Source organism: Aquirufa echingensis (assembly GCF_042714525.1).
Taxonomy (GTDB): Bacteria; Bacteroidota; Bacteroidia; order Cytophagales; family Spirosomataceae; genus Aquirufa; species Aquirufa echingensis.
This window is the reverse complement of sequence record NZ_JBBKYA010000001.1, coordinates 385690-402210: the sequence shown is the minus strand read 5'-3', so window position 1 is coordinate 402210 and position 16521 is coordinate 385690. Positions and strand designations below refer to the sequence as shown.

Annotated in this window: 15 protein-coding genes; 7 read left to right on the top strand and 8 right to left on the bottom strand. The window is 43.2% G+C overall.

Translation table 11 applies throughout. From position 1 onward, the window contains the following. The first annotated feature begins 42 nt into the window (after window positions 1-42). The 4 genes from SKC38_RS01700 (at window position 43) to SKC38_RS01685 (ending at window position 3455) form a co-directional block, all read left to right on the top strand. On the top strand, window positions 43-1095 hold the full coding sequence (locus SKC38_RS01700) for an NAD-dependent epimerase/dehydratase family protein (RefSeq protein WP_377974546.1): 1053 nt from the start codon (window positions 43-45) through the stop codon (window positions 1093-1095). Continuing rightward, a complete protein-coding gene (locus tag SKC38_RS01695; RefSeq protein ID WP_377974544.1) occupies window positions 1092-2156 on the top strand; it encodes an NAD-dependent epimerase/dehydratase family protein in 1065 nt (354 codons plus the stop codon). Before SKC38_RS01700 ends, SKC38_RS01695 begins: the two co-directional genes overlap by 4 nt. Then, window positions 2156-2896, top strand: a complete 741-nt coding sequence (locus SKC38_RS01690; RefSeq protein WP_377974543.1) for a glycosyltransferase family 2 protein — start codon at window positions 2156-2158, stop codon at window positions 2894-2896. The genes SKC38_RS01695 and SKC38_RS01690 overlap by 1 nt, the downstream gene beginning before the upstream one ends. Before the next feature lie 196 nt (window positions 2897-3092). Then, on the top strand, window positions 3093-3455 hold the full coding sequence (locus tag SKC38_RS01685; RefSeq protein ID WP_377974541.1) for a hypothetical protein: 363 nt from the start codon (window positions 3093-3095) through the stop codon (window positions 3453-3455). A 39-nt stretch (window positions 3456-3494) separates the two neighbouring features. Here the strand turns inward: SKC38_RS01685 and thrC are convergent, their stop codons facing one another. Genes thrC through SKC38_RS01665 form a run of 4 tightly spaced genes read right to left on the bottom strand, consistent with a single transcriptional unit; the run spans window position 3495 to window position 7579 of the window. Beyond that, a complete protein-coding gene (gene thrC, locus SKC38_RS01680) occupies window positions 3495-4799 on the bottom strand; it encodes a threonine synthase (protein ID WP_377974539.1) in 1305 nt (434 codons plus the stop codon). Then, window positions 4796-5497 carry a 2-phosphosulfolactate phosphatase gene (locus SKC38_RS01675; protein ID WP_377974537.1) on the bottom strand — a complete coding sequence of 234 codons (702 nt, stop codon included), beginning with the start codon at window positions 5495-5497 and terminating at the stop codon, window positions 4796-4798. Before SKC38_RS01675 ends, thrC begins: the two co-directional genes overlap by 4 nt. 1 nt (window position 5498) lies before the next feature. Next, window positions 5499-6578: a glycine cleavage system aminomethyltransferase GcvT gene (gcvT, locus tag SKC38_RS01670; RefSeq protein ID WP_377974536.1), complete on the bottom strand. Its 1080-nt coding sequence runs from the start codon at window positions 6576-6578 to the stop codon at window positions 5499-5501. After that, window positions 6578-7579: a M28 family peptidase gene (locus SKC38_RS01665; RefSeq protein WP_377974534.1), complete on the bottom strand. Its 1002-nt coding sequence runs from the start codon at window positions 7577-7579 to the stop codon at window positions 6578-6580. The genes gcvT and SKC38_RS01665 overlap by 1 nt, the downstream gene beginning before the upstream one ends. Window positions 7580-7658: 79 nt before the next feature. On the opposite strand from SKC38_RS01665, the gene rnr reads away from it, so the two are divergent. Continuing rightward, complete coding sequence (rnr, locus tag SKC38_RS01660) at window positions 7659-9905, top strand: ribonuclease R (protein ID WP_377974532.1); 2247 nt, start codon at window positions 7659-7661, stop codon at window positions 9903-9905. Window positions 9906-9938: 33 nt separating this feature from the next. On the opposite strand, the gene SKC38_RS01655 is transcribed toward rnr, so the two are convergent. Beyond that, a complete protein-coding gene (locus SKC38_RS01655; RefSeq protein ID WP_377974530.1) occupies window positions 9939-10313 on the bottom strand; it encodes a hypothetical protein in 375 nt (124 codons plus the stop codon). Window positions 10314-10362: 49 nt separating this feature from the next. Between SKC38_RS01655 and SKC38_RS01650 the strand changes: the two genes are divergently transcribed. Further along, the gene (locus SKC38_RS01650) at window positions 10363-11457 is read left to right on the top strand and encodes a glycerate kinase (RefSeq protein WP_377974529.1); all 1095 of its coding nucleotides are present in this window, start codon (window positions 10363-10365) and stop codon (window positions 11455-11457) included. Here the strand turns inward: SKC38_RS01650 and SKC38_RS01645 are convergent. From SKC38_RS01645 to ggt, 3 genes are all read right to left on the bottom strand, one after another. Beyond that, a complete protein-coding gene (locus SKC38_RS01645; protein ID WP_377974527.1) occupies window positions 11452-12597 on the bottom strand; it encodes a methionine aminotransferase in 1146 nt (381 codons plus the stop codon). The two genes, SKC38_RS01650 and SKC38_RS01645, sit on opposite strands and share 6 nt — an antisense overlap. 3 nt (window positions 12598-12600) lie before the next feature. Further along, window positions 12601-13674: an N-acetylglucosamine-6-phosphate deacetylase gene (gene nagA / locus SKC38_RS01640; protein ID WP_377974525.1), complete on the bottom strand. Its 1074-nt coding sequence runs from the start codon at window positions 13672-13674 to the stop codon at window positions 12601-12603. 65 nt (window positions 13675-13739) lie between these two features. Beyond that, complete coding sequence (gene ggt, locus SKC38_RS01635; protein WP_377974523.1) at window positions 13740-15428, bottom strand: gamma-glutamyltransferase; 1689 nt, start codon at window positions 15426-15428, stop codon at window positions 13740-13742. 301 nt (window positions 15429-15729) lie between these two features. Between ggt and SKC38_RS01630 the strand changes: the two genes are divergently transcribed. After that, on the top strand, window positions 15730-16398 hold the full coding sequence (locus tag SKC38_RS01630) for a hypothetical protein (protein ID WP_377974522.1): 669 nt from the start codon (window positions 15730-15732) through the stop codon (window positions 16396-16398). Window positions 16399-16521: the final 123 nt, after the last annotated feature.

The window sequence follows — 16521 nt, the reverse complement described above, 5'->3', positions numbered from 1 at the left end:
AATTGACATTTTTGTTAACTTTGTCTTTTAAATAAATTTGAGATGTCTAAAAAATTAATCGTAACAGGTTCGATGGGTCTTATTGGCTCTGAAGTAAGTGAATATTTCTTAGAAAAAGGATGGGAAGTACACGGGATTGACAACAATCAGCGTGCTATTTTCTTTGGCCTACAAGGAGATAATTCTTCCAACAAAGACCGATTGGCAAAATATGGCAGTCAATACAAATTGTACACGAACATTGATATTCGTGATCGTCAAGCCATTTTAGACATCATTCCACAAATCAAACCTGATGCAATTGTTCATACGGCAGCTCAACCGAGCCATGACCGCGCTGCATCGATACCCTTCGAGGATTTTGACACAAACGCCGTAGGTACATTCAATCTATTAGAATCCCTTCGTCGCTATTCGACTGAGGTGCCTTTCGTACATTTATCGACAAATAAAGTTTACGGAGACGCGCCTAACAACATCAAAATGAAGGAGTTAGAAACTCGCTTTGATTACGATGACGCGGCGTACGAACATGGAATTGCTGAACATTTCAGCATTGACCAATCGAAACACTCCTTGTTTGGCGCATCCAAGGTTTCAGCGGATATTTCTGTACAAGAATACGGCCGTTATTTCAATATGCCAACTGCTTGTTTACGTGGAGGTTGCCTAACAGGACCCAATCACGCGGGTGTTGAATTGCATGGCTTCTTGAGCTATTTGATCAAATGTAACATTGAAGAACGTGAATACAGCGTTTTTGGATATAAAGGAAAGCAAGTTCGTGATAACATTCACTCATACGATGTAGCTCGTTTCATCGAGGAATTCATCCAAGCGCCACGCGTAGCTGAGGTGTACAACATCGGTGGAGGAAAAGACAATTCAGTTTCAATTTTAGAAGCATTTGACTTGATCGCAAAAATTTCTGGTAAGCCCATGAAATATAAATATGTGGACCAAAACCGCATCGGTGACCACATTTGCTATTACAGTGATTTGCGCAAAATGAAAGCGCATTACCCAAATTGGGACATTACGAAATCATTGGAAGATGTTTTTGTTGACATCTACAACCGTTACATGGAAGCATGAAAATATTAATTACAGGAGGTTGCGGCTTCGTAGGTTCAAACCTTGCCGTTTTATTCAAACAATATTACACGGATTCTGAAGTCTATTGCTTAGATAATTTATCGCGCAGAGGCTCGGAGGTCAACTTGCAAAAAGTCATCGCTGCCGGCGGGCAATTTGTGCATGGCGATGTTCGTGTAAAAACGGATTTCGATCGCATTCCTGCCGTTGACATCGTGATTGATGCAGCTGCAGAACCTTCTGTTTTAGCGGGAAAAGTACCGGGAGAATTAGAAAACTTAATTGACACCAACTTAAACGGGACAATTAACACGCTCTATTTTGCCAAAAAACATCAAGCGGCAATCATTTTCCTTTCAACTTCACGCGTTTACCCTTACGATACCCTCGCTGAAGCCAATTTAGTTGCTTCTCCCAAGCGCTTTAATCTATCAAACGACCAAGCACTGAAGGGCTTGTCGGAGCAAGGCGTAGCCGAAAACTATCCTTTAGAAGGTTTACGTTCGTTATACGGAGCGACCAAATTAGCGTCTGAATACTTCATCCAAGAATTCGCCCATAATTTTGGCCTACCCGCCGTGATTAACCGTTGTGGTGTATTAAGTGGCCCTTACCAAATGGGCAAAATTGACCAAGGGGTTATCGTACTTTGGATGGCCAAACATTTCTGGAAAGGTCGTTTGGGATACATTGGCTATGGTGGTTTAGGCCAACAAGCGCGCGATGTGTTGCATGTTCGTGATTTATTCCGCTTGGTTCAATGGCAGATTGCCAATTTGGGATTACAAAAAGGTCAAATTTTCAACGTAGGAGGAGGTCTTGAAAACACCGTTTCCTTAGCTGAATTGACTGATTTATGTACGCAAATCACAGGAAATACGATTGAAATGGGCTCATCGCTAGAAAACAGACCTGGCGACTTACCTATTTACATTACAGATAACAGCAAAATCGCGGAGTTTAGCGGCTGGAAACCTGAAATCAGCGTTCCTACCCTACTTCAAGAAGTTCATGAGTGGTTTATCGCAGATGAAGCCTCATTAAAAGCCATTTTAGCCTAATGAAATTAAGCATCGTTCTCCCAGCATATAATGAAGAAGGTTCCATCGAAGAGACCCTACGAACGCTTTATGCCAAATTGCAGGAAGAACAAATTGACCACGAAATCGTCGTTATCAATGACAATTCAAAGGATAATACACTCGGCTTACTGACAACAATTCAGCAAACCATCCCAAGCTTAGTTGTTCATACAAATCATGGACCGAATGGTTTTGGTTATGCCATTCGTTATGGCTTAGAACGTTTTCAAGGGGATTGTGTGGCGATTATGATGTCTGATTTATCTGATGACCCAGCAGACCTTGTTGCGTTCTATCGGAAGATGGTCGCTGAAAATTTAGATTGCGTATTTGGTTCTCGGTTCATTCGAGGGGGAGCAACCTATGACTATCCAAAGCACAAATACTTAATTAATCGATTTGCAAATACCTTGATTCGCTTGCTACTAGGCATGTCCTACAATGATTCAACGAATGCGTTCAAGTTGTACAAAAAATCGACTATTCTAGGGCTGAAACCGTTCCTGTCAGCCCATTTTAATTTAACCATCGAATTGCCATTAAAAGCCATTATTCGCGGTTATTCTTATGGCGTTCTCCCCAATTCATGGCGAAATCGGAAAGCGGGCGAGTCAAACTTAAAGATCAAAGAAATGGGTAGCCGCTACCTATTTATATTGCTTTATGTCATTATCGAAAAGTATTTATCGCGGAATGACTATTTGAAAAGAGAAGCCTAGAACAAGTACATTCTTCATCGCATATTGCTTTCAATTCATTCGAATAAAAACATTGCATAAAATTACTATGAGCGATTTCTCGTAAGTTTAAATGACCTCGGAATTAAATAAATCAGTTCCGAAGATCCCTGAAATATGTTGGAATTCTAAAAAGATTATCCTTATTTCGAAAAAATTAAACCAAAAACTTACACACATGAAACTACTTAAACACGTACCTGCCGTATTATTAGGGCTACTTTTCCTAGCGGGAGGAATCACTTACTTCTTACATGTGGGCGCTGATCAACCCATGCCAGGAAGAGCTCCAGAATTCATGAAACTATTTGGAGGAACAGGCTACTTAGCCGTTATTAAAGTGTTAGAAATCATTGGAGGTGCATTAATCTTACTCCCAGCGCAACGTGCAAAAGCGCTTTTAATTCTTGCTCCGATTGCCGTAAATATCTTATTATTTGATATCTACATCGCCGGAACAGTGGGCGTAGGAATTCCAGTTGTTGTTTTGATATTAATGCAAGCTTACCTTGATAAAGACAAATTCAAGGCACTTTTATAATGAAAAAGGCCATCCCTCAATTGACGGATGGCCTTTTTTTTATCCAAGCAAGTATTGCTTAAAACCTTCAAAGTCGGTACCCATAGGGATCGACTTTTTTTGTTTGTCCAAAAGCTCAGCTAAACGCGCAGGAACCTCTACGCGCGTTCCTAGCGTTGACTCAACGGTAGGTAAGAATTTCGCATAATGCGCCGTAGACAATAATACACCATAATAATCACCTGGGTATTCAGCAGCATATTGCAACAAGCCATCATAAGCAACGGCCGTATGTGGACACATCACATAGCCTGTTCGTTGGTATACATCCAGCATGATTTCCTTAGTCTTTTCGTCGGTGGTATCGTAGCCCTTGACGATTTTACGTACTTGGTCAATTTCCTCGCCTGCCAATAAACGCATCCGAATAAAATTGGAAGGAGCACCTACATCCATCGCATTTGAGATCGATTCGACCGATGGTTTTGGTTCATATTTTCCTGTTGCCAAATAATCGGGCACCGGATGATTCGCATTACATGCCGCTACAAATGCATGAACGGGTAAGCCCATTTGATAAGCCATTAATCCTGCGCTCAAGTTTCCGAAATTACCCGACGGCACACTGAATACCACCGGCTTCGCAACTCCTTGCTTACGCAATGCGGCATAGGCCGCAAAATAATAAAAGGACTGCGGGATCAAACGAGCAATATTAATGGAATTCGCAGATGCCAAATTAAATGCTGACCGCAAATCTGCATCCAAAAACGCCTGCTTGACTAAGCGTTGGCAATCATCAAACGTCCCATCAATCTCCAAAGCTGTTACATTGCCACCTAAAGTCGTCAACTGCTTCTCTTGAATATCGGAAACCTTGCCTGTTGGATACAAAATCGTTACCGAAATACCAGGAGTATTGTAAAATCCCTGCGCAACCGCACCGCCCGTATCACCTGAAGTAGCGACTAAAATGCGTATCTCACGTTTGGCCTTCACTAAATAATGCGACATAATCGCCGCCATAAAGCGCGCACCAAAATCTTTAAATGCCATGGAAGGACCATGAAACAACTCCAGTACACCTACATTTTCTTCCAAGGGTACCACCGGCGCCTCAAAAGTCATCGATGTGTCTATGATTCTATCAATTTCAGCATCCGTTAAGTCGGCCCCCAACAAATTCTTGCAAACGGCTTTGGCAATTTGCGGCAAAGAAAGTGTGTGGATGGATTCAAAAAACGAAGCCGGCATTGCAGGAATTTCATAAGGCATATACAAACCGTTATCCGGCGGTAAGCCTCTAAAAATCGCTTCCTGCAAATCTACATCGGCACTTTCGTGTTGTGTGCTGTATAATTTCATAATACTAATTTATCGCCTTGTAAGTGCGGTAACACGTCATAACGATCCCGCTCCAAACAAAACGTAATATCTTTTTCTATACCCAATCCCAATAAACGATTCACGTGGGATGAATGCTTCACGGCCGTAATTAAATCACTCGAGGCCACATTAAACTGTTTCCAAGCCATCAATGCCGCATCGTCTGCGACGCTGTATTGACCCACAAGCTCATCAATGAGCGCCCCCGCAAATAAAGTATCTTCTAAATTCGGTTTCCCTTTCCAGCCTGCGCAAACGACGATGGCATCCCCAGCCCAAGCTTTCAAAGCTCGAACCACCGAGGAAATATTCAAAAATGCTCCAACAAACACTTGAGCAGCCTGCACGGAACGACGCAAAGCGACAGTTCCATTCGTCGTCGTCACACAGATTTTCGCACCTTTTACGCGATCTACCTGATAAGAAAAAGGAGAATTATCAAAATCAAATCCCGCCGGCGTCACACCATTGCGTTCCGCTGAAATCAAATAGCCTTGCTCCCGATGCGACGCACAAACATCCACATCTTCCACAGGAATAATTTCGACAGCACCATACGCGAAAGCAGTTACCATACACGATGTGGCACGAAAAATATCCACAACCACGACCGCTTTCCCCACTAAATCATAGAGGTGAATTAAGTCAGGCGATAAACAGACATCGATTTTCTGCATATTATACAAATGGCATTTTAACGATTTCAGCCTTCAAAGCCTTCTCTCGAATGGATATAAAAATTTCTGAACCCTCGTGTGCCGTGGACACATAACCCATTCCGATTCCCCTCGAAAGCGTAGGCGATTGTGTACCTGAGGTAACCTCTCCAATCACCTCACCCGCAGCATTTAAAATCGGATAATGCTGACGCGGAATCCCACGATCAATCATCTCAAAGCCTACTAATTTCTTCGAAGGACCTGCCGCTTTAATCGCCGCATGGTGATCTTTCATGATGAAATCTTTATTGAAAGAAGTAATCCAACCCAAGCCCGCTTCAATCGGTGAAGTCGTGTCATCAATGTCATGACCATATAAACAATAGCCCTTTTCCGTACGCAAGGTATCCCGCGCACCCAAACCGATCGGCTGAATACCTTCCGAAGCTCCTGCCGCAAAAATGGCATTCCACATCGCTAAGGCATTTTCATTCTTCACATAGATTTCAAATCCGCCAGCTCCCGTATAACCCGTATTCGAGATGATCACATCATCAAATCCGGCCATAGAACCAATTTTGAAGGTATAATAGGGCATTGTCGACAAATCAACAGTCGTCAATGTTTGTAAAACACCCGCTGCCTTAGGACCTTGAACGGCAAATAATGAATATTTCGAACTTGCATTCGTCATCTCAACCCCGAAGGTATTGTGCGAAGAAATCCAGTTCCAATCTTTATCAATGTTGGAGGCATTCACGACCAATAAATATTCGTTATCTCGAATTTTATAAACCAATAAGTCATCTACAATACCGCCTGTTGCGTTTGGCAAACAAGAATATTGCACTTTACCATCCACTAATTTCGAAGCGTCATTGGAAGTGACATATTGAATCAAATCCAAAGCCTTCTCCCCTTTCAAGAAAAATTCTCCCATGTGACTCACATCAAAAACACCCACTCCATTGCGAACACAATTATGCTCTTCGATCAGGTTTGTGTAAAGCACAGGCATGTTATATCCCGCGAAAGGAACCATTTTCGCACCCAAAGCTACGTGCGTATCATTCAAATGTACTTGCAATAATTCTTCCATTATTCTCGGTATAAAACTTGTAAAAGTGTTTGGCCCACGGTTTTCAACGTGGATTTGTCGATGTTCGATAAATTATCTTGATGGGTGTGGTGGTAGGATCCAAAATCAAATCCGCCATTCACGGGACGTAAATCGATGATGTCTATCATCTGAATTTTGGCAACTTCATTCACAGCCGTATGGTCATCGGATATACCAAAAGCATCCGCGTCAATGAACTGACTCCCATATCTTAAATCTGAGGCCGTTGACCAAATCGAGCGAACTAAACCCGGTGCATATTGCATCGAAGTGCCTTCATGCGGGAAAACCGCACCTTTGGCACCCACCATATCCAATAAAATCCCATAGTAAGGTCGGTAGTTTTCCGGCATCAAATGTGCCGCCCAATATTGTGAGCCTAGGGCCCAACTTAATGGATTCCCCGCCTCCATGTCATGCGGTTCCCCATGATCTTCCAAATCAAAAAACACGAAATCAACACCTACCGCAGGCTTATCTTTTGTCTCTGATAATACGCGCGCCAATTCAATCATAACCCCTACACCCGATGCACCATCATTCGCAGCATCAATCGGTTCATCTTTGCGAACAGAATCCTTATCGGCGATCGAACGTGAATCCCAGTGTGCGGCAATCAATATGCGTTTTGTCGCGGCAGGGTTAAACGATGCGATGATATTAAGGCCTTGCAATTTTTTTCCATCATAGCGATTCGCCTCAAATGGCTGCTCCGAAACTTGTAAACCATAGGATTTCATCTTCGCTACAATCCAAGCTCCACAGGCTTTTTGCGCAGGAGAATTGGGTACACGAGGCCCAAAAGCTACTTGTTTGGCAATAAAGGCATAGGCCGAATCCGCGGCAAATTCCGGTGTTGGAACTAAACTAGGAGCCGATGCGGTTTCTTGAGTACCTGTTTGGAAAGATTGGTATCCGTAATAAACTCCAGAAAGAACGAGGAGTACCAATAACAATAGCGCAATGCGGGAGCGATTCATCCCGTAAAGATACAAATAAGGTTTTAAGATTTGAAACGCTGTGAAGGTTATGTACCTTGCAGGCTAATAGAAAATAATTATGGGAAGGAACCCAAAAGAGGAGAAGTTTTTTCAAGGACTCCAACAAGAAGTATTGGACTTTTTCGAATTGAACGACTACCGTTCATACTCGTTAAATCAGATTCATAAAGCGTTCGCGATTCGCGATCGCAAGACAAAAGAAATTTACGGCGATGTATTAAATCGCTTGGCTTCGGATGGCCGATTAATCCGCCAAGAAGATGGCAATTTTCGCTTTGACAACGAATCATTCGTTGTGGAAGGTCGCGTAGACCACGTCAATTCGCGTTTTGCGTTTGTCGTGGTAGAGGGAGAAGGAAAGGATATTTGGGTGGCAACTGCCGACTTAAATAATGCCAAAGATGGTGACCGAGTACGTGTACAAGCACGTAAACCTTCAGAAAAAAAGAAGAACGACCGCCCTGAGGGAGAAGTCATTGAGATTTTAGAACGCGGATCAACGGATGTAGTTGGCGTAATTCAGGTGACACCACATTATGCATTTTTGATCCCGGATTCCAAGAAAATCTACGAAGATATCTACGTGCCGCGCACAGAAGTAATGGGCGCTAATCATCTAGACAAAGTGATTGTCGAAGTTACCCGTTGGGGTAGCCCAGGCAAAAAAGCAGAGGGTCGGGTGATTAAAGTATTAGGTAAAGCAGGCGAAAATGAGACAGAAATGCACTCTATTTTAGCGGAATTTGGCTTGCCTTATGAATTTCCTGCTGATGTAGAATACATGGCAGAATCCATCAATACTTCAATACCTAAGGAAGAAATCAAAAAACGCCGCGACATGCGGAAGGTTTTGAGTTTCACGATTGACCCGATTGATGCCAAAGATTTTGACGATGCATTAAGCTATGAAGTCTTGAAAAATGGCAACGTGGAAATTGGTGTTCACATCGCCGATGTTTCCCATTATGTGAAACCGGGTAGTTTATTGGATCAAGAGGCTTACAAACGCGCAACTTCTGTTTATTTAGTGGATCGCGTGGTGCCGATGTTGCCCGAAAAATTATCTAATGGACTTTGTTCATTACGCCCTAATGAAGACAAATTAACGTTTTCAGCCGTATTTGAATTTGACACGAATGGTGTAATTCTCAAAGAATGGTTTGGAAGAACCGTGATCCATTCCGATCGTCGATTTGCCTACGAACAAGCACAAGAATTAATTGAGCACACGGGTGAGGTGACGGATTCATACGAGCCCATCATCAAGGCTTTGAATCAATTAGCTCACAAATTACGTGATGCACGTTTTGCACATGGCTCCGTGAATTTTGAGACGGCAGAAGTTCGTTTTGAATTGGATGCAGCTGGCAAGCCGATAGCGGTACATCCTCGCGTTCGTAAAGATGCGCACAAGTTGATCGAGGAATTTATGTTATTGGCTAATAAGCGTGTGGCGACTTATGTGCATGATTTAAAGAAAACGGATCCGCGCAATACGATGGTTTACCGGGTGCATGAGGCTCCAGATCCAGAGAAATTGCGGGTATTCTCGACATTCGCGAAGAAATTCGGATATCAAGTAACCACAGAACCTAAGCAGGTTAGTAAATCATTCAATGCTTTGATGGAATCCATCGAAGGCAAAGGCGAGGAGCATGTCTTGCAGAGTTTAGCGGTGCGGACCATGTCCAAAGCGCGTTACAGCACAGATGCGATTGGGCACTTTGGTTTGGCATTTCCATTCTATTCACACTTTACGAGTCCGATTCGTCGGTACCCGGATGTGATGACACACCGTTTGCTCCAACATTATTTAGATGGAGGTGCTTCTCCGGAGCGCGCACCTTTGGAAATTCAATGTAAGCACTCATCGGATCGTGAAAAATTAGCAGCTGATGCGGAACGTGCGTCGATCAAATACAAGCAAGTGGAATACATGAGCTTGCATGAACCTCAGATTTTTGATGGTATCATAACAGGCGTCACAGAATTTGGTTTGTTTGTGGAAATCGGCGATACCTCTTGCGAAGGATTGGTTCGCATGGTGGATTTAAATGACGACTTCTACGATTTAGATAAGGACAATTACCGGATTGTAGGGAAATCGAACGGTCGCGTATTTACTTTTGGCGATGCTGTAAAAGTCAAAGTGCGTGATACGAATTTGGCTAAAAGAACCATCGATTTAGAAATGGTGGGGATGCGTGGAGCGGGAGCTTATGCGAATAACCGCTCACGGAAACGTGATATGCCACGCGGCGCGCGAAGTTCGAAAGTGATTCCGAGAGGAAAACGAAGAAGATAATAGGAAGCCCTTGATGAAAATTGAGGGCTTTTTTTATAGAGGTACGCCAGCTTGAAATGTGATTTCAGTCGCGATGCCCATTGCACTAAAACGAAAGGCGATCGATTTGGCTTGAGAAGTTTTTTGATTACAATGAGGGCCTAGCTCTAGGAAATAAATGTAATATTCTTGATTCCGATCGGCTAATTGCTGGATATCAGGTTTGCCGAGAATATCCTCCATGTTATTTGACGTTGTCCCACGCAATTCCATCTTATGCGCTTTTAACCAGGCCACTTGCTTAGCACGTTGGCCATTGCAGCCGCCTCTATCCATTTTAAACGCTTCCGCGTCAAAACCTGTCAAATCAGGCTGGTGCGTACAAGCGGAAATCAAAAAAGTAATGAGGATAAAAAGTAGGTACTTCATGGCTGGGGGTTAGCAATACAAATTAAAGAAATGTCCCTAACTTGCACAAGTGAACATATTAATCTGCCCCGACAAATTCAAAGGATCTTTAAGTGCCCATGAAGCAGCCGAAGCGCTTGCCAAAGGTATCCTTAATAAACGGAAAAAATCCAGTATTCAATCTATTCCTTTGGCTGATGGCGGGGAGGGAACCTTGGAGGTAGTCCAACAAATGCATGGGGGACAATGGATTTCCGTTCAGGTCAATGATCCACTCTTTCGGCCTATCGAGGCATCTTATTTATGGTTGGCCGACCAAAAAACAGCCTACATCGAAATGGCGCGTGCCTCCGGCTTAGGCTTATTGCTGAAAAAAGAGCAGAATCCCTTAAAAACAAGTACGTTCGGGACGGGAGAATTAATTCGTCATGCGGCGGAAGCCGGTGCGACGAGTATTGTGTTAACCATAGGAGGATCCGCAACCAATGATGCGGGAATCGGGATGGCGGCAGCCTTAGGTTATTCTTTTTTAGACGCCTCGGGTGCCGCGCTTGAACCCATTGGTTCAACACTTGAAAATATCACAGAAATCAAGGGATCAACCCCCTATCCCCATATTCAGTTCATTGTCTTGAGTGATGTTTCCAATCCCTTACATGGATCTCAAGGAGCCGCACAGGTTTATGCCAAACAAAAAGGAGCAAACGCCACGATGATTAAACAATTAGACAAGGGTCTAATTAATGTAAGCAAATGGCTTCCTGCCGACATGCCAGGTGCGGGAGCTGCTGGGGGAATAGGAGCTGGAGCTGTCTATTTTTTAGGCGCAACGCTGGAGCCAGGTGCGGAATGGTTATTGAACAAGATTCACATCAACCGCGCTATTCGCAAGGCCGACTTTATCATCACAGGAGAAGGAAAAATCGACCAACAAAGCTGGTCGGGGAAATTAGTATCCAACATCGTGGAACGTGCCGACAAGCAATTAAAGCAATCTATATTAGTCTGTGGGCTGTTTGAGGACCCGGAAAAAATACCTTTATTTTTGGATCCACGGGAGGTTTACAGCATTACAGATGTTGCCACGAGTCCAACAGATGCTATGGAAAATGCGGCGCAATACTTGACGCAAATTGGGGAGGCGATCGCCTTGAAGTACCTATAAATTCGCGAGTCTTTGGGCGGCTTCTTGAAGCATGTCATCGTTTTTCGCGAAACAAAAACGCAAAATACGATCCGCTGGAGGCGTTTCATAAAAGACAGAAACAGGAATGGAGGCTACCTTGAGTTCTTGGGTCAGTCGGACCGCCAAATCTACATCCGCCTCATCACTAATCGCCGAATAATCCAAACATTGAAAAAAGCTACCCTGTGAAGGCAAAACCTTCCAGCGAGAACCTGCAAAAAACGAAGCGAATAGGTCCCGCTTTTTTTGGTAAAAATCGGATAAACCTAGATAATGTTCTGGGGTTTTCAGGTAATCAGCTAAGGCATATTGCAGTGGTGTCGCACTTGAAAAAGTGACCCATTGATGGAGCTTTCGAAACTCACTTGTCAAATATTCGGGCGCTAGGCAATAGCCTATTTTCCAACCCGTAATGTGGTACGTTTTTCCGAAAGAGCCACAGACAAAACTACGTTTGCGCAACTCAGGATGCAATAAAACGGAGGCATGTTGGGCACCATCAAATACAATATGTTCATACACCTCATCGGAAATAATCAACATATTCGTTCCTTTCACGATGTCTGCAAAAGCTTCTAAATCTTCCATAGACCAAACAGATCCTGTCGGATTATGCGGCGTATTCACCATGATCGCGCGCGTTTGGGGCGTAATTTTGCGAGCTAATTCAGCCCAATCGATTCGAAAACCTTTGCTTGCTTTTAATTGAATATGCACCGGAACACCACCCGCCAAACGCACGATGGGATCATAAGCATCATAAGAAGGATCGAACATAATCACCTCATCTCCCGGTGAAACACAGCAATGAACCGCGGCAAAAAGAGCCTCTGTCGCACCGGAAACGACGGTTACTTCGGAATTTGCATCCAGGTCAATTCCGTAAAAAGCCCTCGTTTTCTCGGCTATGCTATTTCGCAAGGCCGGAACACCCGCCATGGGAGCATATTGATTAAATCCTTTGGAGTAAAATTTGAGCAACTCTTGCAGCTCTTCGGAACAGTCGAAACCCGGAAAACCTTGCGAAAGATTCAGCGCCCCTTCCTCCAAGGCGAGTTGAGACATTTTGGTAAAAATCGTTGTTTGAACCTGCGGCTGTTTGGAAGGGAAATGAATCATACACTAATTTATCAAAGCTTCTCCATCATACCAAACTTGCTTCACCTGCAAATCGTCTGATAAATACACAAAACAAGCGCGCTTCCCGACCTCAATTGTCCCTAAATCATGCAAATTCGCCACTTCCGCGGGATATACCGTTGCCATGCGAATGGCCTCCTCGGTGGAAATCCCTGCTTTATTAACACAATTTCGGATGGCCTCGTCCATGGTTAGCGCGGAACCGGAGAGGACACCGGCCTCATTCGTGAAACGTGCGCCATTTTTGGAAAAAACATAGGGCCCCGACTCGTCATGAGTAACGGCGTCCGTAATTAAAAAGAGCTTTTCGCCTTTGAGTTGTTTGGCTAAACGTAAAGACTCAAAGTCACAATGCAGTCCATCGGCAATGATACTTGTCCAAGCATCCGAACGAAAACTTGCTCCTACCAAGCCTAAAGCCCGACTTTGCCATTGCGACATCGCATTAAACAAATGTGTGATGCGTGAAATGCCGGCTTTTTGAGCTTGCTCAAACGTCGCATCCGAATGTCCCATGGAACACATAATGTGGCTGTTTTTCAATAAATCCAACACCTCCGGTTCAAACATTTCTGGAGCAATCGTCATGTAGGTGGGAAGACCGTTCGTGCGTTCAATGATTTCTTTCACAAAATCTATGGTGGGTTCTTGCACATATTCCTCTTGATGAGCGCCGCGTTTTACCGGATTAAAAAAGGGTCCTTCGAGATGTAGGCCAACTAGTCCTTTTCCTTTATAATTTTGACAAGCATCGATGGCAGCCCACATGCTACTTTTAGGAGAACAATTTAGGGTAATCTGAAAAGCGATTGTACCGGTTTTCGCATGCTCATCGAAGGTGGCTTGAATCGCCTCTTCCGTCTGATGATTCGAAAAAAGAATTCCTCCACCTCCATAGACTTGTAAGTCGATGAAGCCCGGAACCAAGAATCCATCGGCTACTCCGTCGGCCACTCGTTCGAGTGATTTGATCCGCCCGTCTTCGATTAATATGGCTTGATTTTCCAACCAAGCATGTCCGGTGAATACCTTTTTGAATATCAGTTTACTTGTCATTTTTGTCGTTTTTCACCACTACCTTTGGCAAACCTTGGAGGATTGCCAAAGGTAAGGGGGAGAGGTTAGTAACCGGCAGCTTGTCCATCTTTACGCGATTCCGTCGCGCCGAAATACACCTTGCGAATAGGATCCCATTTGATACACTGATAGCCTCCGTAAATACCATTTAAATAACCCACTTGGTGGCCTTTTTGAAGCAATTCACGAATCACTTCGTAAGGGTAACCATATTCCAAGGAAATCATACCGCCGGTTGGCTCCATCTTTTCCCCCGTAGGTTCTGAAGAACCCTCATGATTAATCCGCGGAAAATCTCCTGCCTCTTGCACATTCATCCCAAAATCCACCACATTCATCACAATTTGCACATGTCCCATCGGTTGGAATGCTCCACCCATCACCCCAAAACTCATAATCGGCTGACCGTCTTTCGTCATAAAAGCTGGAATAATCGTATGGAATGGACGTTTCCCTGGCGCATAAGTATTGTTCTCCCCTTCCGTCAAACTATATAATTCCCCGCGATCCTGGAACATAAATCCCAAACCGTCTGGCATCATCCCCGAACCAAAACCCCGGTAATTACTTTGAATCAACGAAACCATATTTCCATCCTTATCTGCCACCGTCAAATAAATCGTATCGCCATCTTTCAAAGCTGGGTTACCCGCATCGAAATGTTTGGATGCGCGATTCGGATTGATCAATTTCCGACGCTCAGCCGCATATTCTTCTGAGATAAGACTCTTTACCGGAATTTTGGCAAATTCTGGATCTGCATAATATTTCGCACGATCTTCGAAAACCAGTTTTTTGGCCTCAGTAAATAAGTGGACATGCTCCGCGGAACCAACCTTGATTTTGGAAAAATCATAGCCTTCCAAGATATTCAACATCTGTAATGCGGCAATGCCTTGACCATTGGGTGGCAATTCCCACACGTCGTAGCCACGGTAATTCACCGACACCGGATCAATCCATGTAGACGTATGCGTTGCTAAATCCTCATAGCTCAAAAAACCGCCATTTTTCTTCATGAATGCATCCATCGTCCGCGCCATGTCGCCTTTGTAAAATGCATCACGACCTTCCCGACCAATCTTCTCGAGTGTATTCGCAAGGTTCGGATTCTTAAAAATATCTCCTTCGACAGGCACTTTCCCAGTAGGGTAATAGTGCTGGGCTACGTTCGGAAATTTACCATAATTCGCTTCGACGCGTGCTAAGGCAGAGGCAAATTCACCGTGAACCGGGAAGCCATTGCGCGCATAGGAAACGGCCGCATTTAGCACCTTGTTCATGGGCATCGACCCGAATTTTTTATGTAATTCAAACCAAGCATCCACAGCACCGGGAACAGAAACAGGAAGGGGTCCCAAAGAAGGAATATGCGTTAATCCGCGCTTTTTAAATTCGGCTAAAGTCAGGGATTTCGGTGAACGGCCAGAACCATTTAAGCCATATAGTTTCTTGGATTTGGCATCCCAAACGATGGCAAATAAATCGCCTCCGATTCCATTCACATGGGGTTCCACAACACCTTCCATGGCATTCGCCGCAATAGCCGCATCGATGGCGTTACCACCAGCTTTCAAGACATCTAAGGCAGCTTGCGTCGACAATGGGTGTGAGGTTGCCGCCATGCCATTTTGGGCGATAACTTGCGAACGGGTTGCCCATAATTTTCCATAGGTTCTATCTTGTGCCTGTCCTAAAAAAGGCAATACGAATAAGAGGAGAAGTTTTTTCATGTTGTTGATTTTGAGGGGGTAAATTAAGTTTTCATTCGTTGAAATACAATCTTTTTTTAATTAGTCGAAAATAGAATAACAAATCAACCTCTTTAATGTTAGCTTTCCATTCAAATCATAACCTAACCTAAAAAAACAAGTAATGGAGGCCCCCGAAAAACCAATCAAGAGTAGGGAAATTATTATTTATTTATCATGAAAACATACCTAACTACACACAAAACAATCATCTTTTTTTCATTAATTATTGGATTAATATTCAATCAAGGATGTGTTAACAAAAATGCTTTAGAATCCTCTGATGTTAGGAATAGAAATCAAATCAGAAGAAGTCTCTTTTGACTCTGTAAAAACCGATATCTCTAAGATTAGTTATTTATTAGGAGTTAATAAATATACGAAAAGTCGACAAAGCCAGCCTGATGAAATGACATTGGTCGTTGGGGGGAAAAACAACATCATAAACGGAGAGATTATCAACTTAAATAATTCAAAAATAGTTTTTAAAAAAATAACTGCACTAAGTTATACTCTTAATACCTATTTCAAGGATTGGGGAGTAACTGCAAGTCTTTCAGTAGATAATGCAACAAACTCATTCATTATGAAATTAAATAATGTTTCATTTAACCTTCAAAAGAAGTTAGACATGACAAGTCGGCAGCGTTTGGTGGCAATAATTTTATTAAACTACTATGATGAATTTCGCGTATCTAATCCATACCTTGTAAATGGTTCAAGCATACGTAGTGAGAATGAATCCCCAATTGGTAAATCAATCTATTCATTTACGATTGGTTGGGGATTTACAAGGGAGCAATCTATTGATGATGAGCTCTCGGCTAGAGGTGGTTCTGTTGATGAAATAAAAAAATATGAATGTACATTACTTGGCACTAGTAATTCTTGTTTCTTTGAATCCTTAGGATGTGTTACGATTTCAACCTTCAAATGCAATATAGCTAGCTAATCATGAATCTAATTTCACCCGAATCCGCTCAATTATTTAGAATAATTGTTGGGGCAATAATTTTCTTATATTTCTTCATCGTCGCGCGGGCTATCAGGCAGATTTTGCAAACGAGTACCTTTT